Origin of the sequence: Nonomuraea sp. NPDC049504, from assembly GCF_040676845.1 — a bacterium.
Classification (GTDB): domain Bacteria; phylum Actinomycetota; class Actinomycetes; order Streptosporangiales; family Streptosporangiaceae; genus Nonomuraea; species Nonomuraea salmonea.
Map to the genome: position 1 here is coordinate 73,195 of NZ_JBFAPT010000010.1, position 20,485 is coordinate 93,679.

General features: G+C 70.5%; 18 protein-coding genes. 11 read left to right on the plus strand and 7 right to left on the minus strand.

Features of this window, described 5'->3' with window-relative positions; translation table 11 throughout:
• Window positions 1-232: 232 nt before the first annotated feature.
• The gene (locus AB0K28_RS20280) at window positions 233-1,186 is read right to left on the minus strand and encodes a hypothetical protein (protein WP_364372049.1); all 954 of its coding nucleotides are present in this window, start codon (window positions 1,184-1,186) and stop codon (window positions 233-235) included.
• A 318-nt stretch (window positions 1,187-1,504) separates the two neighbouring features.
• On the opposite strand from AB0K28_RS20280, the gene AB0K28_RS20285 reads away from it, so the two are divergent.
• From AB0K28_RS20285 to AB0K28_RS20295, 3 genes are all read left to right on the plus strand, one after another.
• A complete protein-coding gene (locus AB0K28_RS20285) occupies window positions 1,505-2,035 on the plus strand; it encodes a hypothetical protein (protein ID WP_364372052.1) in 531 nt (176 codons plus the stop codon).
• A gap of 67 nt (window positions 2,036-2,102) precedes the next feature.
• Window positions 2,103-2,921 carry a universal stress protein gene (locus tag AB0K28_RS20290; protein WP_364372055.1) on the plus strand — a complete coding sequence of 273 codons (819 nt, stop codon included), beginning with the start codon at window positions 2,103-2,105 and terminating at the stop codon, window positions 2,919-2,921.
• Window positions 2,918-3,052: a hypothetical protein gene (locus AB0K28_RS20295; RefSeq protein WP_364372058.1), complete on the plus strand. Its 135-nt coding sequence runs from the start codon at window positions 2,918-2,920 to the stop codon at window positions 3,050-3,052. Before AB0K28_RS20290 ends, AB0K28_RS20295 begins: the two co-directional genes overlap by 4 nt.
• Before the next feature lie 219 nt (window positions 3,053-3,271).
• Here AB0K28_RS20295 and AB0K28_RS20300 read toward each other — a convergent pair whose 3' ends face one another.
• Window positions 3,272-4,282: a zinc-dependent alcohol dehydrogenase gene (locus AB0K28_RS20300; RefSeq protein ID WP_364372061.1), complete on the minus strand. Its 1,011-nt coding sequence runs from the start codon at window positions 4,280-4,282 to the stop codon at window positions 3,272-3,274.
• A 411-nt stretch (window positions 4,283-4,693) separates the two neighbouring features.
• Here AB0K28_RS20300 and AB0K28_RS20305 point away from each other — a divergent pair, with 411 nt between their 5' ends.
• Window positions 4,694-5,914 (plus strand): MFS transporter, encoded by a 1,221-nt coding sequence (locus AB0K28_RS20305; RefSeq protein WP_364372064.1) that lies wholly within the window; start codon window positions 4,694-4,696, stop codon window positions 5,912-5,914.
• A gap of 93 nt (window positions 5,915-6,007) precedes the next feature.
• Here AB0K28_RS20305 and AB0K28_RS20310 read toward each other — a convergent pair whose 3' ends face one another.
• Window positions 6,008-6,760, minus strand: a complete 753-nt coding sequence (locus AB0K28_RS20310) for a sigma 54 modulation/S30EA ribosomal C-terminal domain-containing protein (protein ID WP_364372067.1) — start codon at window positions 6,758-6,760, stop codon at window positions 6,008-6,010.
• Window positions 6,761-6,962: 202 nt separating this feature from the next.
• Between AB0K28_RS20310 and AB0K28_RS20315 the strand changes: the two genes are divergently transcribed.
• Window positions 6,963-7,574: a hypothetical protein gene (locus tag AB0K28_RS20315; RefSeq protein ID WP_364372070.1), complete on the plus strand. Its 612-nt coding sequence runs from the start codon at window positions 6,963-6,965 to the stop codon at window positions 7,572-7,574.
• A 56-nt stretch (window positions 7,575-7,630) separates the two neighbouring features.
• Here AB0K28_RS20315 and narI read toward each other — a convergent pair whose 3' ends face one another.
• Genes narI through AB0K28_RS20335 form a run of 4 tightly spaced genes read right to left on the minus strand, consistent with a single transcriptional unit; the run spans window position 7,631 to window position 14,248 of the window.
• Window positions 7,631-8,341: a respiratory nitrate reductase subunit gamma gene (gene narI, locus AB0K28_RS20320; protein ID WP_364372073.1), complete on the minus strand. Its 711-nt coding sequence runs from the start codon at window positions 8,339-8,341 to the stop codon at window positions 7,631-7,633.
• Complete coding sequence (gene narJ, locus AB0K28_RS20325) at window positions 8,338-8,952, minus strand: nitrate reductase molybdenum cofactor assembly chaperone (protein WP_364372076.1); 615 nt, start codon at window positions 8,950-8,952, stop codon at window positions 8,338-8,340. The genes narI and narJ overlap by 4 nt, the downstream gene beginning before the upstream one ends.
• Complete coding sequence (gene narH / locus AB0K28_RS20330; protein ID WP_364372079.1) at window positions 8,949-10,595, minus strand: nitrate reductase subunit beta; 1,647 nt, start codon at window positions 10,593-10,595, stop codon at window positions 8,949-8,951. Before narH ends, narJ begins: the two co-directional genes overlap by 4 nt.
• Entirely contained in the window at window positions 10,595-14,248 is a 3,654-nt protein-coding gene (locus tag AB0K28_RS20335; RefSeq protein WP_364372082.1) for a nitrate reductase subunit alpha, read from the minus strand. The genes narH and AB0K28_RS20335 overlap by 1 nt, the downstream gene beginning before the upstream one ends.
• Before the next feature lie 436 nt (window positions 14,249-14,684).
• Here AB0K28_RS20335 and AB0K28_RS20340 point away from each other — a divergent pair, with 436 nt between their 5' ends.
• The 6 genes from AB0K28_RS20340 (at window position 14,685) to AB0K28_RS20365 (ending at window position 20,485) form a co-directional block, all read left to right on the plus strand.
• Window positions 14,685-16,034 (plus strand): amino acid permease, encoded by a 1,350-nt coding sequence (locus tag AB0K28_RS20340; protein WP_364372085.1) that lies wholly within the window; start codon window positions 14,685-14,687, stop codon window positions 16,032-16,034.
• Entirely contained in the window at window positions 16,031-17,206 is a 1,176-nt protein-coding gene (locus tag AB0K28_RS20345) for an arginine deiminase (RefSeq protein ID WP_364372088.1), read from the plus strand. Before AB0K28_RS20340 ends, AB0K28_RS20345 begins: the two co-directional genes overlap by 4 nt.
• Window positions 17,203-18,132 (plus strand): ornithine carbamoyltransferase, encoded by a 930-nt coding sequence (gene argF, locus AB0K28_RS20350; protein WP_364372091.1) that lies wholly within the window; start codon window positions 17,203-17,205, stop codon window positions 18,130-18,132. The genes AB0K28_RS20345 and argF overlap by 4 nt, the downstream gene beginning before the upstream one ends.
• The gene (locus AB0K28_RS20355; RefSeq protein WP_364372093.1) at window positions 18,129-19,025 is read left to right on the plus strand and encodes a carbamate kinase; all 897 of its coding nucleotides are present in this window, start codon (window positions 18,129-18,131) and stop codon (window positions 19,023-19,025) included. Before argF ends, AB0K28_RS20355 begins: the two co-directional genes overlap by 4 nt.
• A 120-nt stretch (window positions 19,026-19,145) precedes the next feature.
• Window positions 19,146-19,985 carry a universal stress protein gene (locus AB0K28_RS20360; protein WP_364372096.1) on the plus strand — a complete coding sequence of 280 codons (840 nt, stop codon included), beginning with the start codon at window positions 19,146-19,148 and terminating at the stop codon, window positions 19,983-19,985.
• Window positions 19,982-20,485, plus strand: coding sequence for a CBS domain-containing protein (locus AB0K28_RS20365; protein ID WP_364372099.1), 504 nt, complete (start codon window positions 19,982-19,984; stop codon window positions 20,483-20,485). Before AB0K28_RS20360 ends, AB0K28_RS20365 begins: the two co-directional genes overlap by 4 nt.

Here is a 20,485-nt window from a genome sequence, read left to right on the forward strand (position 1 = left end):
CGCCCGGGCCGCCGCCACACGAGGCAGTGCCAGCGCTACACGCTGAAGAAGGAGTGTCCGCAGGTGACGGTTGTCGAGCACACGCGGATCGACCATCCGGTGGAGGCATGGGCCGACGTCTCGGACGCGTCGGACTTCCTGGCGGCGCGCGCTGCTGCAGGCGCTCGCTATCGGCGCTGGGTATGGCACCCCTTCCCGCGGGATTCCACACCCAGCCATGTCGTTCCAGGCCTCAAGCGGCTTCCAGCTCGGCGGCGGGGCGCCGTGGGCTGCGCGCCACAGGAAGCCCGTAACCGAGCCGGATGATCATCTGCGGGTGACCTCGGCGGTGGTGGGGGTCGCGACGCTTGCGCATGTCGCGCAGGTCCAGCGGCTGGTTCAGGAACGACGCCGACACGCCGTGCCTGGCGGCCACCAGCAGCACCCGCTGCAGCGCCTGACCGGCCCGCAGCCAGTCCGCGGGACGATCGCCCATGGTGGTCAGCACGGCGAGCTGCGGGTGTTCCTCGAATCGCGCCTCGCCTTCCTGCCGCCCGAAGTCCCGGACAGGCGCCGGATCCCGCAGCGGGCGTGGCCCGTGGACGTAGCCCGGAAGGCCGTCGTACCGCGCGCCCGGCATCGTCCACGCGGCCAGCTCGGCGCGGTAGTCGTGGTCGCGGGTCAGTTCCTCCTCGGCGATGGCGGCACAGTCCAGGGTGTCGACCGTCGCATGCCGGTCGAGGAACACCAGCCCCGCTCCCTCCCGCATGGCGGCCTGCCGGAGCTCGGCCCGCACCGCGCGTGGCAGAGCACGGTCGGCGAAGGGCCGGCGGCTGGTGCGGCGCACGGGGATGAGGTCGTACAACTCGCGATACGCCTCGGGGACGGGCAGCGGCCCGCCCATGCGCACGGCCGCCAGCAGCTCGGGCTCTTCCTCGGGCGCGGGCAACAGCCACACCATTGGCCGCCGGCCGGACGTGCGCACCGCCAGTCGCAGGTTGAGCAGCGCCGCGCCGCAGCTCACGTACTGATTGCGGCCGCGCGGATCGCTGATCCGCAGCCGCCGGTCGGGGTCGGCGAACATCTCGACGAACTCCCGGCGGACCACGTTGAAGCGCCATGGCTGGGTGTTGAACACCGACGGCGCCTGCCCGGCCGCCACCAGCAGCCGTCGGACGCCGAGATCGGTAGCGAGTGAAACGGACATCACACACCTCCTGCCACCGACGCTGCCGCACCTGGTCCGGCTGCGGTGAGGGCCTGACGGCCCCGCCTCGGTGCCGAAGGTCCCCGCGCAGCGACGGACAGCGCCACGACTTGGCGCTTCTTCGGCCGGCTGGCGCTACGGCACCGCGCCGGCTGCCGCTTGCCGATGTGTCCCTTTCCCCCTGCCGTCCGATCCTGGCGTAAGGGAGGACCAAGGTCCTCAGGCCCCGGGCCGTACGGCACTGAGCGCCGGCGGCCGCAACCGGTGTGATGGAGGCGAGACAAGGACGCACGACAGAACAGGAAAGGGAGGCCCGCCATGGCCACCACCATCCACAAGCCTGTGATGCACACCAGCGCGGGCAAGGCGGAGCGCAAGACCCCGGTCGACTACGTCTGGGCCGTCGCCCGGATCTCGATCGGCTGGGTCTTTCTCTGGGCCTTCCTGGACAAGACCTTCGGCTTCGGCTTCGCCACCCCGGCGGCCAAGGCCTGGATCAACGGCGGCAGCCCCACGACCGGGTTCCTCAAGGGCACCGGCGAGAACGCGCTCGGCGGCTTCTTCTCCGGCCTGGCCGGGCAGGCGTGGGTGGACTGGCTGTTCATGGCCGGCCTGGCCGGAGTCGGCCTGGCGCTCGTGCTCGGCATCGGCACCCGCATCGCCGCCGGCGCCGGCACCGCGATGCTGCTCCTGATGTGGGCGGCCGAGCTGCCCCTGACCACCAACCCCTTCATGGACGACCACCTCATCTACGCGATCGTCCTCGGCGGCCTGGCCCTGGCCGGCACCGGTAGGACCCTCGGACTCGGCAACCTGCCCATCGTCCGCCGCACCCCGTGGCTCCAGTAGCCGCCCCGGCCACCCGCCCGCCCTGCCTCCAGGGCGGGCGGGTTTTCGTTGACCTGAAGGAGAGATCATGATTCTCGTGGGAGTGGACGGCTCGCGGGCCGGGCTCGAGGCCGTCGGCTGGGCGGCCCGGGAGGCGGCCCTGCGCGCGGTGCCGCTGCTGGTGGCGCACGCGATGCCGCGCTGGGCGTACGAGACGGAAGCCGGCCGGCTGGCCGAGGTGGCCGCTTGGATGCGCGAGGGCGGCAGGAGCGTGCTGGCGGCGGCAGAGGAACGGGCGCGCGGCGACCAGCCGAAGATCAGCGTGCGGACGACGTTCCTGCCCGACGACCCGCGCACCGCCCTGATCGAGGCCGCGCGGGACGCCGAGCTCCTGGTCGTGGGCAGCCATGGGCTCGGCGGAGTGCGCGGGATGCTGGTCGGATCGGTCGCCTACGGGGTGGCCGGGCATGCGCCGTGCGATGTGGTCGTGGTTCGCCAGACTTCCTCGACGGCGGCTGGTGAGGTCGTCGCCGGTGTGGACGGTTCCCCGGCTTCGCCACAGGTGCTGGAGTTCGCTTTCGCTGAGGCGGTGCTGCGTGGTGGGCGGCTGCGAGTCGTGCACGCCAGGGCCCAGCAGGGGTTCGACCCCGTGGCGCAGGAGGGACCGGGCGCGCTGAAGGAGGCGCTGAGCGACCTTCGAGCACGGCATCCGGACGTGACCGTCGCCGAGGAGTTGGTGCACGGCCATCCGGTCGAGGTGCTGAGGGAGGCCGCGGCCGGTGCGGAGCTCCTGGTGGTCGGCTCCCACGGGCACGGCACGTTCGCCGGGATGGTACTGGGCTCCGTCAGCCACGCGCTGCTGCACCACGCCCCGTGCCCACTCGCCGTGGTCAGGACGGCACGATGACCCGAGACCACCTGGACGACTGCCTTTCCCGGATCGGCGCCATGCTGATCACGCGGCTGCGGTTCGGGCCCAACGGGTACGACCAGGGCGCCTCCAGGCACATCGAGGCCAAGCTGGGGCTGACCCCGTAGTGGGTCCGTGCGCTGAAGTCGCCGGCGCGGATGGGCAGCATGGGACGCCCGCATGAGCTGTGGGCGTGGCGGGCTGACCCTCACCCTGGGCAGATGCATCATGAGAACGATCCGGCTGGAAGAGGTCGAGGCTCGAAAGCCTCCGATGGCCGATCCGGACAACCGAAGCCCGGCCCCGATCGGGATGGGGGCCGGGCACGGCGTCTTGTCCTGGAGAGGTCACAGCTGGAAGACCAGGCGGGCGGGCACGGTGCCGGCCAGGACGTCGTCGAAGGACTGGTTGATCTCCTCCAGCTTGCGCGTCTCGTAGACGACCTTGGTGCGTCCCGCGGCGTGCAGTTCGAAGACCTCGGCCAGGTCGGCGCGGGTGCCGACGATGGAGCCGATGACGCTGATGCCACCGAGGACGGTCTGGAAGACGGGCAGGCTCATGGTGTTGTCCTTGGGCAGAGAGACCAGCACCAGGCGGCCGCCGCGGCGCACTGAGGCGTGCGCCTGCTCCAGCACGCGCGGACTCGCGGCCAGCACGATGGCCACGTCCGCCCCGCCCAGGGCTTCGATCTCGGCGACCGGGTCGCTGACGGCGGCGTTGACCGTGTGAGAGGCGCCCAGCTCCCGGGCCAGGCGCAGCTTCTCGTCGGTGACGTCGACCGCGATGGTCTCGCCGCCGAAGATCTGCGCGTACTGCTGCGCCAGGTGGCCGAGCCCGCCGATGCCGAAGATCGCGGCACGTTCGGAAGGCCGCAGACCAGAGACCTTGACCGCCTTGTACGTGGTCACGCCCGCGCAGGTCAAGGGCGCGGCCTCAGCCGAGGCGACGCCATCGGGCACCGGGACCACGTAGGCGGCGTGCGCGACCGCGTACTCGGCGTGGCCGCCGTTGATCGCGTACCCGCTGTTCAGCTGGGACTCGCACAGGGTCTCACGGCCGCTGACGCAGTATTCGCAGGTGCCGCAGGCGTAGCCGAGCCAGGGGATGGCCACCCGCTCGCCGACCGCCCGGCCGGTCACGGCGGAGCCGACCTCCTCGATGACGCCGACGCCCTCGTGGCCGGGGGTGAACGGCAGCGCGGGTTTGACCGGCCAGTCGCCGTGGGCGGCGTGGATGTCGGTGTGGCACAGCCCGCTCGCCTCGATGCGGACGAGGACCTGGGACGGCCCCGGCTCGGGTATGGGCACCTCCTGAAGTTCGACGGGCTTGTCGAAGGCGGTGACGACGGCAGCGCGCATGACGGTTCTCTTTCTCTATCGGGTCTCGACTTCAGCCTTCCGGTTACAGCGGCGCCCACATCAGGGCCGAAGGTCCCGCACTCGCGGAGTCCCGAGTCACCTCTGGCAGGGCCTTGTGTCATCCATCGTCCTCAACCGGCGGATCATCGTGCTCAGGCCGCCGAGCATGGGTGTTACGACACGTTCTATATATGGGGCGGCGGGTAAGCCGGGAAGCGACATGCGGACCGTGCGTCCAGCGCAGCGTGGGAGCGGTGGCCGGGAAGCCTGCTAGCGAGTTGCGTGCTTTGGGTGCTTGCGGACGGGTATGAGGCCGGAAACTGATGATCGTGCGCAGGTACCAGGGAAGGATCACGCGGCGATCCACGGCGGTGCCTGGCCGGCGAGATCCTCGAGATGAGGCGGAGCTCGATGACGGAGACCGGTAGGAGACAGGCGAGCGAGGCGGATGGCCAGGCCGCGCTGATGCTGGTCTTGGCGACGTTAGGCTTCGCGGTGAACTTCTGGGCCTGGGCCCTGCTCAGCCCGTTGGGTCCACGATTCAAGGAGATGCTCGGCCTCTCGGCGCCGCAGCAGGCGTTGCTGGTGGCGGTGCCGGTGATCGTCGGCTCGCTGGGGCGGATCCCCGTGGGCGCGCTGACTGACCGGTACGGCGCGCGGGTGATGTTCCCTCTGGTGTCCGCCGTCACGATCGCGCCCGTCCTGTTCATCGGCGTCGCAGGGCAGACCTCGCTGGCCGCCCTGCTGATCGGCGGGTTCTTCCTCGGTGTCGCCGGTACTGCCTTCGCTGTCGGGGTGCCGTTCGTCAGTGCGTGGTTCCCGCCGCAGCGGCGCGGGCTCGCAGTGGGGATCTTCGGCGCGGGCATGGGAGGCACCGCCGTCAGCGCGCTGACCACCGTCCCGCTGGTACGCGCCGGTGGTGCTGCCGCGCCGTTCGTCATCACGGCGGTCGTGCTCGCGGTCTACGCGGTCGTCTCATGGCTGATCCTTCGGGATGCGCCCGGGCGCAGCGTGGCCGGGCAGCCGCTGATCGCGCGGCTCGCGACCACGGCCAGGCTGCCGATCACGTGGCAGGCCTGCCTGCTGTACGCCGTCGCGTTCGGCGGTTATGTCGCCTTCTCCGTCTACCTGCCGGCCTATCTGCAGACTGGTTACGGGCTGGAACAGGCGGACGCGGCCTATCGAATGGCCGGATTCGTGGTGCTCGCAGTCCTCATGCGGCCGCTCGGAGGGTGGGCGTCGGATCGGATCGGCCCGGTACGGGTGCTGGCCGGGGTGTTCGCCGTGGTCGCCGTCATGGCGGCGATCCAGGCGCTGACACCTCCCTTGATGCCGGTGGGCACGGTCGCGTTCCTGTCCATGGCGGCGGCGCTGGGCGCGGGCAGCGGCGCCACGTTCGCGCTGGTCGCTCAGGTCGCCCCGGCCGACAAGGTCGGTTCGGTCACCGGCCTGGTGGGCGCGGCCGGAGGGCTGGGCGGTTTCGTGCCGCCGCTGGTCATGGGCTTCATCTATGGCCGGCTCGGCTCGTACGGGCTCGGCCTGGGCCTGCTGGCTGTCACCGCCGCGCTGGCCGTTCTCCTGACCCTGACCGCGGTACGTGCCCTGACCGCCGAGCGAACACACGCTGACTGATCTGCGGGCGACGCACGGCCTTTACCTGCCGCTCATGCCGGACGACCGCGGCACCGCTCACGCCATGGGGGCCGCGGTCCGATCCGGGGGACGTCAGTCGTCGTGAACGGTGCTGACGAGGCCGTAGTCCCCGTCAGCGCGGCGGTAGACGAGGCGGCCGGCTCCGGTGTCCGCGTCGGCGAAGAAGACGAACGCGAACCCGGTCAACTCCAGCCGTTCGATGGCCTCCTCCACGGTGAGCCGGGGAGCGGGCAACGGGCTGACCGAGATCGACGCGCACATCGGAGCCGGCAGATGCGCCTGCGGCACGAGCTGAGCGAGGCGGTAGCCGTCGCCGGTGCGGTAGACGACGCTGTCCTGGCCCGTCGCGTCCTCGGTGAACAGCAGGAAGTCGTAGTCGAGCTCCTCCATGTCCACCACAGCCTCGTCGGGCACGGCGCGGGCCGCCGCGAGAAGCCGTACGACCTGCCTCTCCCCGCCGGCCTGCCCGGCTGGACGCTGTCCGTGGTGGCGCCCCCGCCGGTTCTCCCAGTCCCTGGTGCTCTCCAGCAGCCGCGTCCGCAGCCGGTCACCGAGCAGCTGGACGGCTCCACGAGCGGAGGCCGCGCTGGCCCGGGCCCTGACGAGTCTCCCCTGGACATCCAGTACGGCCTCCGCCGTGCGTTGTCCCGCGCCGAACTCGGGCGCGGCGCCGAGCTTGACCCTCGCGCCGAGCACCGGTTCGTGGGCGAGCCGCGCCAGATGGGCCACGGTTTCCTGAGCGTGCCGGATGTCGGCGGGCCGGAACCCGCCACGGATCTTGACCTGCACGTCGGCGGGATCAAGAGCGATGGGCCTGTGCCTCATGCGTGAGCACCTTCTTCACATCCGTTGCTGATGACCCCACCCTCTGGCCAGTCCGGACGCCGCTGCCAGGGACTTTCGTCGGGCAAGGACGTTGGGCTCCTGCGGCGGAAGGTGTCGCTGGGGCCGGAGCGAGGTCCCTCGCCCGCCGCTGCAAGGACTTTGGTCCCTGCCCGGAGGTGACGGCAGGCGACAAGGTGGTCCCATGCGGATCCTGATGACGGAGTCGGACCCTTCCGGCGGTGCGGTGGCCGGGGCGTTACTCGCCCTCGAAGGACACGAGACGGCCTACTGCCACCCTCCAGGCGCGGCGCCCTCCCCGGCGCCGTGTACCGGCATGGCTCCTGGCGGTCGCTGCCCGCTGGCGGGCGGGGATGTGGACCTGCTCGTCGACGTCAGGCTGGCGCCGGGCCCCTTCACACTGCGAGAGGCCGGGGTCATGTGTGCCCTGCGCGCCCGGGTCCCGGTGCTGGTGGCGGGGCCTACACCGTCGGGGACCGGGCTGGAGGAGATCGTATCCAGATGCGAGCCCGTCGAGCTGGTCGAGACCTGCGCGGAAGCGGTGTCGCCGACCGGCCCCGCAGCTCTGCGGGCAGTCGCTGACGCGGTCCGGCCCCTGCTGCGCCGCGCGGGCATGCGTCCGCAGATACGACTCGTGGAGGTGGACGACACGGTGCACGTGTACCTGTCGTTCCTGAGCGAGATCAGCACAGCGCTCGCAGAAGAGATCCGCCAGACGGCCGCGCAGGCCTACACGCAGGTTACAGGCGACCGCTTCCAGATCGTCGCGCACGTGGCGCTGCTGGCCGCCACATAGATCCCGCACCTGCTCACCACGGTGAGCAGGTGGCGGCCGTCACGCCTGATTCCACGTCAGCGCGATGGCTCCCAGCCGCGTCGGGCGGCCCGTCCCTCGTCCCTGCTGCGGTAGACGATGTACGGGCGGGTGAGGTACCCGACGGGAGCGGTGAGCATGTGCACCAGCCGGGTGAACGGCCAGATCGCGAACAGCACCAGCGCACTGAGTGCGTGCAGCTGGAACAGCAGCGGCGCGCCTGCCATCAGCGCGGGTTCCGGCTGGAAGTAGAAGATCGACCGGAACCACGGCGAGACGGTGGTGCGGTAGTCGTAGCCGCCGCCGGTGATGTTGGCCACGACGGTGGCGGCCAGGCCGAGGGCGATGGTGATGGCCAGGACGGCGTACATCAGCTTGTCGTTGCGGGTGGTGGCGGTGAACACGGGACCGACGGTGCGGCGCCGGTAGATCAAGATGGCCAGGCCGCCCACGGTGGCGATGCCGGCGATGGTACCCAGCACGACGGCGGACAGGTGGTAGAGATCCTCGCTCATCCCCAGAGCTTCGGTCCAGCTCTTGGGGATCACCAGGCCGCCGACGTGGCCGAGCGCCACGACGAGGATGCCGAAGTGAAACAGCGGGCTACCGATACGCAGCAGCCGTGACTCGTACATCTGGGAGGACCGGGTGGTCCAGCCGAACTTGTCGTAGCGGTAACGCCACAGGTGACCGAGCACGAACACGGTCAATGCCACGTACGGCAGCACCACCCAGAGCAGGATGCTCATCGGCCCGCCTCCATCACTGCGTACGGTTCCAGGCCGACGGCTTCGGCCGGCGGTCCCTCGGCCGCCAGCCGTAGCGCGGCCTCCTGCTCGCGTGCGCCCGGCGGGGGCAGCGTGGCGATCACGGCGGCGACCACGTCCGCGTACGGCGAGCGTTCCTCCTGCAGCGCAGCGCGCAGCACCTCCACGCCCGCGCGGTGCTCCAGCAGCAGCCGCCGGGCCTCGCGGACGGCGCCGCGTGCCGACAGCTCGCACACCACGGCCAGGTGGTCGGGCAGCTCGCCGTCGGCGAGCTCGAAGCCCGCCGCGTTCAGCGCGTGCTTGAAGCGCAGCAGCGCGGCGCCGCGCTTGCGGGTGTCGCCGTAGGCGTAGTAGGTGAGGTACGGGCAGCAGCGCCGCTTGAGATCGAACGTCGCCACGTAGTGTGCGGCCAGTTCGGCGGGAGAGGTGGCGGCCACATGGGCGAGGAAGGCCGACAGCCGCTCGCGCGCCTCACCCTCCGGCAGCCCGTCCACCGCCTCCGCCAGCACGCCGAGCCCGTCGTACAGCCGTTCGTCGGGATAGCCGAGCAGCACCGAGGCCACCATGTGGGCGGTACGTACGTCGGCGCTCATTTCTTCCTCCTGGGGAACAATCCGTCTGGTGTGCCCTTGCCGTCCCAGTTGAGGAGGTTGACGCGGCCGTGCAGTTCGCCGGCATCGTCCAGGTCCTCGCCTGTCTGCCGCTCGCGCAGGGCGTGGAAGTTCTCCACCGCCACCGGGGCGGGCATGCCGGAGGCTTCGCCGAACGGGCCGTTCATACCCGGGCCGCCTTCGTAGTCGAGGCTGCAGCCGGTGGCCAGTTCCTCCAATTGCTCGCCCTGCTCGGCGTGGGCCTTGGGGATGACGTACCGCTCGTCGTAGGGGGCCAGGGCCAGCAGCCGGTGCATGCCTTCGACCTGCTCGCCGCTCATTCCCACGGCTGTGGCGATCGACTCCTCCCGATCCTGGCCCAGGTTGATGCGGCGCATGTAGGAGCGCATCGCGGCCAGCCGGCGCAGCACCGCCCGCACCGGCTCCGGATCGCCGGCGGTGAACAGCTCGGCCAGGTAGCCGATGGGGATGCGCAGGGCGTCGATGGCGCCGAACAGGTTTCCGGCGTCCTCACCGTCATGCCCGGTCCCCGCGAGCACGTCCACCACAGGTGACAGTGGCGGGATGTACCAGACCATGGGCATCGTCCGGTATTCCGGGTGCAGCGGCAGCGCCACGCCGTACTCGAAGATCAGCCGGTGGATGGGGGAGCGGCGGGCCGCCTCCAGCCAGTCCTCGGGGATGCCGGCGGCTCGGGCGGCGGTGATCACTTCGGGGTCGTGCGGATCGAGCATGACGCTCTTCTGCGCCTCGAACAGGTCCTTCTCGTCAGGAACGGAGGCCGCCTCGGTGACGCGGTCGGCGTCGTACAGGATGAGGCCGATGTAGCGCAGGCGGCCCACGCAGGTCTCCGAGCAGACGGTGGGGATGCCGACCTCGACACGCGGGTAGCAGAACGTGCACTTCTCCGCCTTGCCGGTGCGGTGGTTGAAGTACACCTTCTTGTACGGGCAGCCGGTCACGCACATCCGCCAGCCCCGGCAGCGGTCCTGGTCCACCAGGACGATGCCGTCCTCCGACCGCTTGTACAGCGCACCCGAGGGGCAGGAGGCCACGCAGGACGGGTTGAGGCAGTGCTCGCAGATGCGCGGCAGGTAGAACATGAACGCCCGCTCGAAGTCCAGCTTCACCTGATCCGACAGCTTGCGCAGCACGGGGTCGGCCGGGGCGAGCTCGGGCCCGCCGGCCAGGTTGTCGTCCCAGTTCGCACTCCAGCTGATCTTGGTGGGTTCGCCGGTGATGAGCGAGCGGGGCCGCGCCACCGGGGTATCGGCCTGCATGGGAGCGGAGAAGAGCTGGTCGTAGTCATAGGTCCAGGGCTCGTAGTAGTCCTGGATGGAGGGCATCAGCGGGTTGGCGAAGATCGAGAAGAGTTTCCTGATCCGGCCGCCTGCCTTCAGCCGCAGCCGACCGCGCCGGTTGAGCTCCCAGCCACCCTGCCACCGGTCCTGGTCCTGGTAGGTCCGGGGATAGCCCTGGCCCGGGCGGGTCTCGACGTTGTTGAACCAGACGTACTCGGTGCCCGCCCGGTTGGTCCAGGCCTGCTTGCAGGTAACCGAGCAGGTGTGGCAGCCGATGCACTTGTCCAGGTTCATCACCATGGCCAGCTGCGCCATGACACGCATCAGTAGTCGACCTCCTGGCTGCGGCGGCGGATCACGGTGATCTCGTCGCGCTGGTTCCCGGTGGGGCCCAGGTAGTTGAAGGCGAAGCTCAGCTGGGCGTAGCCGCCGATCAGGTGGGTGGGTTTGACCAGGAGCCGGGTGAGCGAATTGTGGATGCCGCCCCGCAGGCCCGAGGTCTCGCTCTTGGGCACGTCCACCACCCGCTCCTGGGCGTGGTACATGTACACCGTGCCCGCGGGCATGCGGTGCGAGACGATGGCGCGGGCCACCACGACGCCGTTGCGGTTGACGGCCTCCACCCAGTCGTTGTCGGCGATCTTCGCTCTGGCGGCGTCGGCCGGGCTCATCCAGATGGTCGGGCCGCCGCGTGACAGGGTGAGCATGAGCAGGTTGTCCTGGTACTCGGAGTGGATGGACCACTTGGAATGCGGGGTGAGATAACGCACCGTGATGCCGTTCTCGCCGGACTCTCCTACGCCGGGCTCGCCGAACATCGCGGTCATGTTCAGCGGTGGCCGGTAGACCGGCAGCGCCTCGCCCGCCTCGTGGATCCAGTCGTGGTCGAGGTAGAAGTGCTGGCGACCGGTGAGGGTGTGCCAGGGTTTGCGGTGCTCGACGTTGATCGTGAAGGCCGAGTAGCGGCGCCCGCCGCTTTCGCTGCCCGACCATTCCGGTGAGGTGATCACCGGCACCGGCCGGGCCTGGGTGTCGGCGAAGGTGATCTGCCTGTGCTCGTCGGCCAGGCCGTCGAACGACGTCCCGGTACGCCGGCCCAGCGTGGTGAACCCCTGCGCGGCCAGGTGCCCGTTGGTGGTGCCCGACAGGGCCAGGATGGCCTCGCACATGTCGACGTCGCGGGCCAGGGACGGGCGTCCGTCGGCGACGCCGCCGCGTACGGTGCCGTTCATCCTGCCCAGCCGGTCGATCTCGCCGGAGACGTCGAACGTCAGGCCCTTGGTGGTGGCGCCGAGCCGTTCCAGGAGGGGGCCGAGGGCGGTCATCTTGTCTGCCACGGCCCCGTAGTCGCGCTCGACGGTGACCAGTTTGGGGAAGTCGCGTCCCGGCGTCGGCGTCCCTCCTGTCGCGCGCCAGTCGTGCACCCGCCCGTGCGGGGTGGCGAGTTCGTCGGGGGTGTCGTGCAGGAGCGGAACGGCGACCAGGTCGGTACGCGTGCCCAGATGGGTCTTCGCCAGGCCGCTGAACGCCTTGGCGATGGCGTGGAAGGCGGCGAAGTCGGTGCGGGTCTGCCACGGCGGGTCGATCGCCGGCGTGAAGGCGTGCACGAACGGGTGCATGTCGGTGGAGGACAGGTCGTGTTTCTCGTACCAGGTGGCGGCCGGCAGCACGATGTCGGAGAACAGCGTGGTGGACGTCATCCGGAAGTCCAGCGACAGCAGCAGGTCGAGCTTGCCCCGAGGCGCCTCCTGCGGCCAGGCGACGCCTTCTGGCCGCTGTTCGGGAGCGGCTTCGTCGGCACGGACGGCCGAGTCGGCGCCCAGCAGATGACGCAGGAAGTACTCGTTGCCCTTGGCGGAGGAGCCGAGCAGGTTGGCCCGCCACACCGTGAGCACACGGGGCCAGTTCGCGGGCGCGTCGGGGTCCTCGCAGGCGAAGCCGAGCCGCCCCTCCGCGACCTGCCCGGCCACGTAGGGCCCTGGGTCGGCCCCCGCCGCGGCGGCCTCGTCGGCCAGGTCGAGCGGGTTGCGGTCGAACGTCGGGTATGAGGGCATCCACCCCAGACGTGCCGACAGCGACAGCAGGTCGGCGGTGGCCTTGCCGGTGAACGCGCCCTCGCCGAGCGGAGAGGAGACGACGTCTGCCGCGTAGGTGTCGTAGCGCCACTGATCGGTGTGCAGGTACCAGAAGGCGGTGCCGATCATCTGCCGGGGCGGGCGCGACCAGTCCAGCCCGAAGGCCAGCTGCGCCCACCCGGTGATCGGCCGGCACTTCTCCTGACCGACGTAGTGCGCCCAGCCGCCCCCGTTGACGCCCTGACAGCCGGTCAGCGTCGTCAGCGCCAGGAACGAGCGGTAGATCGTGTCGGAGTGGAACCAGTGATTCGTCCCCGCACCCATGATGATCATGGAGCGGCCGCCGGACTCTTCGGCGTTGCGGGCGAATTCCCGAGCGATGCGGGCCGCCGCCGCGGCCGGCACGCCGGTGATCGCCTCCTGCCAGGCGGGGGTGTAGGGCTCGGCAGCGTCGTCGTACCCGGATGGCCAGCGTCCGGGCAGCCCTTCGCGGGCGACCCCGTACTGAGCGAGCATCAGGTCGTAGACCGTGGTCACCAGGTGAGCGCCGACCCGCCGCACCGGCACGCCGCGCTGCAGCACGCCATCGCCGTGACCGTCGAAGCGCGGCAGCGCCACCGGCACCGACTCCGGCCCGAGACAGGTCAGCAGCGGGTCCACTCCGTCCAGGTCAAGGTTCCAGCGGCCCTGCCCCTGGTCGGAGTAGCGGAAGCCGAGCGAGCCGTTCGGCACGACCGGCTCGCCGGTCCGCGCGTCCACAAGCACCGTGGCGAACGCCGCCTCCTGGCCGTCCTGACCCAGGTCGGCCGCGGTGAGGAACTTGTCCGGCACGTATGATCCGTCGCGCTCTCGCAGCCGGATCAGGAACGGCAGATCGGTGAAGCGCTTGACGTAGTCGGCGAAGGCGGGCGTCGGCCGGTCCGTGAAGAACTCCTTGAGGATCACGTGGCCCATGGCCATGGCCAGTGCGCCGTCCGTGCCGGGGTGCGGGGCCAGCCACTCGTCGGCGAACTTGGCGGCGTCGTTGTAGTCGGGCGCCAGCACCACCACCTTCTGGCCGTGGTAACGCGCCTCGGCCATGTAGTGGGCGTCCGGCGTGCGGGTGACCGGCACGTTCGATCCCCACAACATCAGGTACGCCGCGTCCCACCAGTCCGCCGACTCCGGAACGTCGGTCTGGTCGCCGAACACCTGCGGCGAGGCCACCGGCAGGTCGGCGTACCAGTCGTAGAACGACAGCATCGCGCCGCCGATCAGCGAGATGAACCGGGCGCCCACCGCATGCGACGCCATCGACATCGCCGGAATGGGCGAGAAGCCCGCCACGCGGTCGGGACCGTAGGTCTTGATCGTGTGCACGTGCGCCGCCGCGATGATCTCGGTGGCCTCGTCCCAGGTGACGCGTACCAGGCCACCCTTGCCTCGGGCGGCCTGGTATCTTTCCCGTTTGCCTGGGTCCGTGGTGATCTCCGCCCACGCCTCGACCGGATCGCCCAGCCGCGCCCTGGCCTCCCGGTACATCTCCACCAGCACGCCCCGCGCGTAGGGGTAACGCACCCGGGTTGGGGAGTAGGTGTACCAGGAGAAGGCCGCGCCACGGGGGCAGCCACGCGGCTCGTACTCCGGCCGATCACCGCCGACGCTCGGATAGTCGGTCTGCTGCGCCTCCCAGGTGATGATCCCGTCCTTGACGTAGACCTTCCACGAGCACGAACCCGTGCAGTTCACCCCGTGCGTGGAGCGCACCACCTTGTCATGGCTCCACCGATCCCGATAGAAGGCGTCCGACTGCCGGCCGCCCACCTGGTACAACGACCGCAGGTCCGCCGAGACCGTACCCGGCCGCAGATGCCGGCCCATCTTCAGCAGCGCGTCGCTGACCGATCCATCCATGCCCGCCATATCACTCGTCCCTGCCGTCACGAATCCGACATGTCCGGTATGGGTGTTGTCTTAGCCCAACAAGAGGCGGGGAAACTCGAACCGGCCGGAAGTATGAGGGTTCCTGCTCAGGGGAGGCGGCGTGCGAGCGTTTGACGGGCGATCTCCCACCCCTTGTCGGCGGGGTTGACCAGGACGGGCACCTCGGCGCCATCGGGTGCGCGGTGTCGCGCTCGCCCACCCTGCCGCGTCAAGCCTCGAACGTGATCGCGTGGCCGTCATGGTTCCCCTTCGTGTCGAACGCCGGCTCTCACGCTTTTGATCTGGAGGGCGACCAGGTCGGTCGAAGGGCAGCTGCGAAGGGGACCAAGGTCATCAGGAATCGAGGACGTTGGCCTCCGTGCCTACTACTACGGCACTGATGTGCTGGTGATGATCCTGGAAGGAGGACATCATCATGTCCGTCACTCCGCTGCCACGGCGCCGCAAGCTGGGTCCGTGGATGGCGACCGCGCTGGTCGTCGGCAACATGATCGGCTCAGGCGTGTTCCTGCTGCCTGCCTCGCTGGCCGCCTTCGGCAGTGCCAGCCTGGTGGCCTGGACACTGACCGCGACCGGCGCGCTGCTGCTGGCGCTGGTCTTCGCGCGGCTCGGTCGTGCCTATCCCAAGACGGGCGGCCCGTACGCCTACGCCCGCCGTGCCTTCGGCGACTTCGTCGGCTTCCAGACCGCGTGGGGCTACTGGATCGCGGTCTGGGTGGGCAACGCGGCCATCGCGGTGGCGTTCGTCAGCTATCTCGGCTACTTCTGGCCCGCGCTCGGTGAGACCGCGCTGCTCGCGGCAGGTGTCGCGCTGGCGGCGATCTGGCTGCTGACCGCCATCAACGTCCGCGGGGTGCGGCAGGGCGGCTGGATCCAGGCGGTCACCACCGTCGCCAAGCTGCTCCCGCTGGTCGTGCTCGCCGTGGCCGCGCCGTTCTTCATCGACGCCGGCGACTTCGCCCCGTTCAACCCCAGTGGCCAGAGCACGTTCGGCGCCGTGACCGCCGCCGCGTCGCTGACGCTGTGGGCGTTCATCGGCATCGAGTCGGCCACCGTCCCGGCCGAGGACGTGGAGCACCCCGAGCGGACGATCCCGCGTGCCACGGTCATCGGCACGGTCGTCACTGCCGCCGTCTACATCCTGGGCACTATCGCCGTGTTTGCCGCCGTCCCCCGCCAGGTGCTGGTGGACTCCACCGCTCCGTTCGCGGACGCCGCCGCGGTCATGTTCGGCGACTGGGCCGGCACCGCGGTCGCGATCGGCGCGATCGTCAGCGCGTTCGGCGCGCTCAACGGCTGGATCCTGCTGCAGGGCCAGGTGCCGCTGGCCGCCGCCCGCGACGGGCTGTTCCCGAAGGTGTTCGCCAAGGTGTCGCGCTGGGGCACCCCGGCCGTGGGGCTGGTCGTCTCCAGCGTGCTGGTCACCGCCCTGATGCTGCTCAACTACAACGCGAGCCTGGTCGAGCAGTTCAACTTCGTGATCCTGCTGGCCACCCTCACCACCCTCATCCCGTACGCGTACGCGGCGATGGCGCAGCTCATGCTGATGCTCACCGACCGCGAACGGTTCTCCGGCAAGCGGCTTGCAGGGGACGGCACGGTCGCGGTCCTGGCGTTCGGGTACACGCTATGGACCATCGCCGGCTCCGGCTACGAGGTCGTCTACAAGGGCACCCTGCTGCTGCTCGCCGGCATCCCCGTCTACGTCTGGCTCAAGCACCGCGACCGCCACGACACCGCCGAGATCACCAGGAAGGCGGCATGACGGTGTTCCACGTCGACAGCGAGGCCGGCACGCTCCGGCAGGTCATCCTGCACCGCCCGGGGCTGGAGCTGATGCGGCTGACCCCCACCAACTGCGACGAGCTGCTCTTCGACGACGTGCTCTGGGTCAAACGCGCCCGCCAGGAGCACGACGCCTTCGCCGACACCCTGCGCGAGCGCGGGGTGACCGTCCACCTGTTCGACGAGCTGCTCACCGAGACCCTGAAACACGACCAGGCCCGGACGTGGGTGCTGGATCGCGTCGTCACCGAGCCCGCCTTCGGCCCCACGCTCGCCCCGCCACTGCGCGAGGCGCTGGAGGCGATGCCGGCCGACACCCTCACCCGCCACCTCGTCGGCGGCCTCACCCGGCGCGAGCTCGGCCTGCACACCGACAGCCTGCGCCTGGCCGGGCTGGGCGAGGACGACTTCGTCCTGCCGCCGCTGCCCAACCACCTGTTCACCCGCGACGCCTCGGCCTGGATCTACGGCGGGGTGTCCCTGCACCCGATGGCCAAGCCCGCCCGCCGCCGCGAGACCACGCACGTGGCCGCCGTCTACGCCTTCCACCCCATGTTCGCCGGGCGGGCGCCGGTCTGGTACCCGGCCGAGGCCGAGCAGCCCGCCACCATCGAGGGTGGCGACATCCATGTCGTCGGCGACGGTGCCGTCCTGGTGGGGATGAGCGAGCGCACCACCCCGCAGGCGATCGAGTTGCTGGCCCGCCGCCTGTTCGAGGCCGGCGCCGCCGACCGCGTGATCGCCGCCGCTCTGCCGTCCAAGCGGGCGTTCATGCATCTCGACACCGTCATGACGATGATCGACCGAGGCGTCTTCGTGGTCTACCCCGAGCTGCCTCCGCTGCGCTCGTTCACCCTCACCCCAGGGTTGCGGGTGCGCGAGAACGACGACCTGTTCACCGCGCTCGGCGCGGCCACCGTGCTGCGCGCGGAACAGGACGTGTGGGCCGCCGAACGCGAGCAGTGGGACGACGGCACCAACGTGCTCGCCATCGCGCCCAGCGTGGTCGTCGCCTACGAACGAAACGTCACCACCAACACCATGCTCCGCAAACACGGCGTCGAGGTCATCACCATCGCCGGCGCCGAACTCGGCCGAGGCCGTGGCGGCCCCCGCTGCATGAGCTGCCCCATCGAGAGGAACCCCCTGTGAAAGACCTGCTGCGCATCGCCGACCTGACCGAGCACGACCTCGCCTACCTGCTCGACCGGGCCGAACACCTCAAGCGCCACCCCGGCGCCGCAGGCGACCCGCTGGAAGGACAGACGGTGCTGCTCTACTTCGCCAAACCCTCCACCCGCACCCGCGTCTCCACCGAGACCGCCGTCGTCCGCCTGGGCGGCGTCCCGCTCACCGTCGGCCCTGCCGAGCTGCAGCTCGGCAGGGGCGAGACGATCGCCGACACCGCCCGCGTCATCGGCTCCTACGCCGCCGCCGTCGTGATCCGTACCTTCGACCACGACGACGTGGCCCGGTTCGCCCGGTCCGCCGAGGTCCCGGTGATCAACGCGCTCACCGACGCCCATCACCCGCTGCAGGCGCTCGCCGACCTGCTGACCCTGCGTGAGCACTTCGGCGACCTGCGCGGGCGCAAACTGGCCTACGTCGGCTCCGCCACCAACGTCACCCACAGCCTCATGGAGGCCACCGCGCTGGCCGGCATCTCCCTGGCCGTGGCCACCCCCGACGCCTACCGGCCGGATACGGAGGTCGAGGCGACCGCCCGGAAGATCTCCACCGCCGGTGAGCTCGTCCTCACCCAAGACCCCTACGAAGCGGTCCGGGACGCGGACGCCGTCTACACCGACGTGTGGCTGTCCATGGGAGATCCCACCGAGGAGAAGACGGCCAGGACCGCGGCGCTCACCCCATACCGCGTCACCGCCGGCCTGATGAGGGAAGCCGCACCTGGAGCGGTCTTCCTGCACTGCTTGCCCGCCCACCGCGGCGAGGAAGTCGCCGGAGACGTCATCGACGGCCCGGCCTCCCAGGTGTTTCCCCAGGCCGCCAACCGCCTACCCACCGCACAGGCGGTCCTGGAAGCGCTGGTCGGCCGCACCTTGGCAGGCGCAAGGTGAGGATCGTCATCGCGCTCGGCGGCAACGCGCTGCTGCACCGCGGGGAACGGGCCGACGCGGCCACGCAGATCCGCAACGCCGCCCACGCCGCCGAGCAGATCGCCCGCCTGGCCTCCCACCACCAGATCCTCGTCGTGCACGGCAACGGCCCCCAAGTGGGGCTGCTGGCCGAGGAGAGCGAACGCGACCCCACCCTGGAACGCGGCTACCCGCTCGACACCCTTGTCGCCGAGACCCAGGGCATGATCGGCTACTGGCTCGCCCAAGGCGTCGGCCGCCACCTGCCGGACGTGCCGGTCGCCGCGCTCGTCACCCAGGTCGTCGTGGACCCCGCGGACCCGGCCTTCGACCATCCGGAGAAACCCATCGGCCCCTACTATCCGGAGGCGGACGCCGAACGCCTCACAACCGAGCGTGGCTGGACCTTCGTCCGGGAACGGCACGGCTACCGTCGCGTCGTGCCCTCGCCGCGGCCCGAACGCGTCGTCGAACTGCCCGTCATCGCCCGGCTGCTGGACGCCGGCACAGTCGTGATCGCCGGCGGAGGCGGCGCCCCCGTCAGCGGCGACCTCACGGGCATTGAGGCGGTCGTGGACAAGGACGCCGTCGCTGCGCTGCTCGCCACACAACTCGAAGCGGACTTGCTGGCCATCCTCACCGATGTGCCCTACGTGTACGCCGACTACGGCACACCGCGCCAGCGTCCCATCACGACCGCGTCTCCCGACAAGCTGGACGGCGACTCCTTCACACCCGGTTCCATGGGGCCCAAGGTGGCGGCGGCCTGCGCGTTCAGCCGCGCCACCGGCCGGCCGGTGGCCATCGGCGCGCTGGACGAGCTCGCGCAGGTGGTGGACGGCACCAGCGGCACCCGCATCCAGCCCGCCACGTGACCTCCGCGCTGGCGATCAGGGACCAAAGGCACTGCTCTTGCAGGACTTCCTCCTCGGGAGTTCTTCCGCCGCCCTGGCGAAGCTGAGAGTGCGAGATCCGATCCGTTGAGGAGATGAGTGATGGCCAGTCAGATCGTGGTCGGCGTGGACGGCTCCGCCCCGTCCGCGGCCGCAGTGGAGTGGGCGGCGGCCGACGCCGGGAGGCGCGGGCACGACCTGCGACTCGTGCATGTGTGCGAGCAGTGGTCGCACAGCGAGGGCACCGAGTACTGCGCCGGCGCGCTGGAGGCCGCCGCCGACCGGGCGCGCGGCATCGCCAGCGGCGTCAAGGTGACGACGGACCTGCTGACCGGGAATGTCATCGACGAACTGATCGCCGAGTCCGCCACGGCCGACTGCCTGGTGCTGGGCAGCCGCGGGCTCGGCGGGTTCACCGGGATGATGCTCGGCTCGGTGAGCACCGCGATGGCCGGACATGCCATGGGAGCGGTCGTCGTCGTCCGCGGATCCCAGCCGGCCGAGCACGGCCGCGTCGTGATCGGCTACGACGGCTCCGAGCACGCGCAGGCGGCCATGGAGTACGCCGTCGAGCAGGCGATGAGGCGCAGGGCCGAGTTGCACGTGGTCACGGCCTGGCAGGTGCCGTCCTTCTCCCCGTACGCCGTCGCCTACAGCAGGCTGATCGAGCAGGTCATGCGGGAGGAGAAGCGTGCGGCACGCGAGCTGGTCGACCCCTGGCGCACGAACAACCCTGACCTCGTCATCACTGATGAGCAACCCTGCGAACACCCGGTCGCCGCCCTGACCAGGGCTGCCAAGGCGGCAGACCTCGTCGTGGTCGGCTCGCGCGGGCTGGGCGGCTTCGCCTCGGCGCTGCTCGGCTCGGTCAGTCACGCCGTACTGCATCACGTGGCCTGCCCGGTCGCCGTGGTCCGGTCGGCTCGGAAGGAGCAGTCATGACCGTCGAAGCGCTGACGGCCGGGCAGGTGATGAGCCGCGTCCTGGTCGCCGTCAAACCAGAGGAGTCGTCGCTCATGGCCTGGGAGCTGATGCGCCAGGCCGGTGTGCACCACCTGCCGGTCGTTGCCGGCAGTCACCTGCTGGGCATCGTGACCCGCGAGGACCTGGCCGCGTCCTGGTCCGGAGGGCCGCAGGAGCAGTCCACCCGGCACGTCCGCACCCTGCTGCGGCGGGAGAGGAGACCGCAGGTGCGGCCGGAGACGCCGCTGCCCCAGGTCGCGGCCGCCATGATCGACGCCGGCGTCGACGCCGTGCCGGTCCTGTCCGGCGACGGCCTGGTCGGCCTGATCACCGCCCGGGACGTGCTGGCCGCGGTCGCCGGCCGTGTCGGCCCTTCGGAGGAGCCGGGGGAGGTGGTGACCGGCATGTTCCACCTTGAACCCGTCCTGCCGACGCGAAGAGAACCGGTGCTGCCGACACGAAGCTGGAGGGAGGCGTGA

What these genes read in the sequence shown, in the direction of transcription:
- AB0K28_RS20280 (WP_364372049.1), bottom strand. Translation starts at nt 1,186, where the DNA reads ATGTCCGTTTCACTCGCTACCGATCTCGGCGTCCGACGGCTGCTGGTG.
- AB0K28_RS20285 (WP_364372052.1), top strand. Translation starts at nt 1,505, where the DNA reads ATGGCCACCACCATCCACAAGCCTGTGATGCACACCAGCGCGGGCAAG.
- AB0K28_RS20290 (WP_364372055.1), top strand. Translation starts at nt 2,103, where the DNA reads ATGATTCTCGTGGGAGTGGACGGCTCGCGGGCCGGGCTCGAGGCCGTC.
- AB0K28_RS20295 (WP_364372058.1), top strand. Translation starts at nt 2,918, where the DNA reads ATGACCCGAGACCACCTGGACGACTGCCTTTCCCGGATCGGCGCCATG.
- AB0K28_RS20300 (WP_364372061.1), bottom strand. Translation starts at nt 4,282, where the DNA reads ATGCGCGCTGCCGTCGTCACCGCCTTCGACAAGCCCGTCGAACTTCAG.
- AB0K28_RS20305 (WP_364372064.1), top strand. Translation starts at nt 4,694, where the DNA reads ATGACGGAGACCGGTAGGAGACAGGCGAGCGAGGCGGATGGCCAGGCC.
- AB0K28_RS20310 (WP_364372067.1), bottom strand. Translation starts at nt 6,760, where the DNA reads ATGAGGCACAGGCCCATCGCTCTTGATCCCGCCGACGTGCAGGTCAAG.
- AB0K28_RS20315 (WP_364372070.1), top strand. Translation starts at nt 6,963, where the DNA reads ATGCGGATCCTGATGACGGAGTCGGACCCTTCCGGCGGTGCGGTGGCC.
- narI (WP_364372073.1), bottom strand. Translation starts at nt 8,341, where the DNA reads ATGAGCATCCTGCTCTGGGTGGTGCTGCCGTACGTGGCATTGACCGTG.
- narJ (WP_364372076.1), bottom strand. Translation starts at nt 8,952, where the DNA reads ATGAGCGCCGACGTACGTACCGCCCACATGGTGGCCTCGGTGCTGCTC.
- narH (WP_364372079.1), bottom strand. Translation starts at nt 10,595, where the DNA reads ATGCGTGTCATGGCGCAGCTGGCCATGGTGATGAACCTGGACAAGTGC.
- AB0K28_RS20335 (WP_364372082.1), bottom strand. Translation starts at nt 14,248, where the DNA reads ATGGCGGGCATGGATGGATCGGTCAGCGACGCGCTGCTGAAGATGGGC.
- AB0K28_RS20340 (WP_364372085.1), top strand. Translation starts at nt 14,685, where the DNA reads ATGTCCGTCACTCCGCTGCCACGGCGCCGCAAGCTGGGTCCGTGGATG.
- AB0K28_RS20345 (WP_364372088.1), top strand. Translation starts at nt 16,031, where the DNA reads ATGACGGTGTTCCACGTCGACAGCGAGGCCGGCACGCTCCGGCAGGTC.
- AB0K28_RS20360 (WP_364372096.1), top strand. Translation starts at nt 19,146, where the DNA reads ATGGCCAGTCAGATCGTGGTCGGCGTGGACGGCTCCGCCCCGTCCGCG.
- AB0K28_RS20365 (WP_364372099.1), top strand. Translation starts at nt 19,982, where the DNA reads ATGACCGTCGAAGCGCTGACGGCCGGGCAGGTGATGAGCCGCGTCCTG.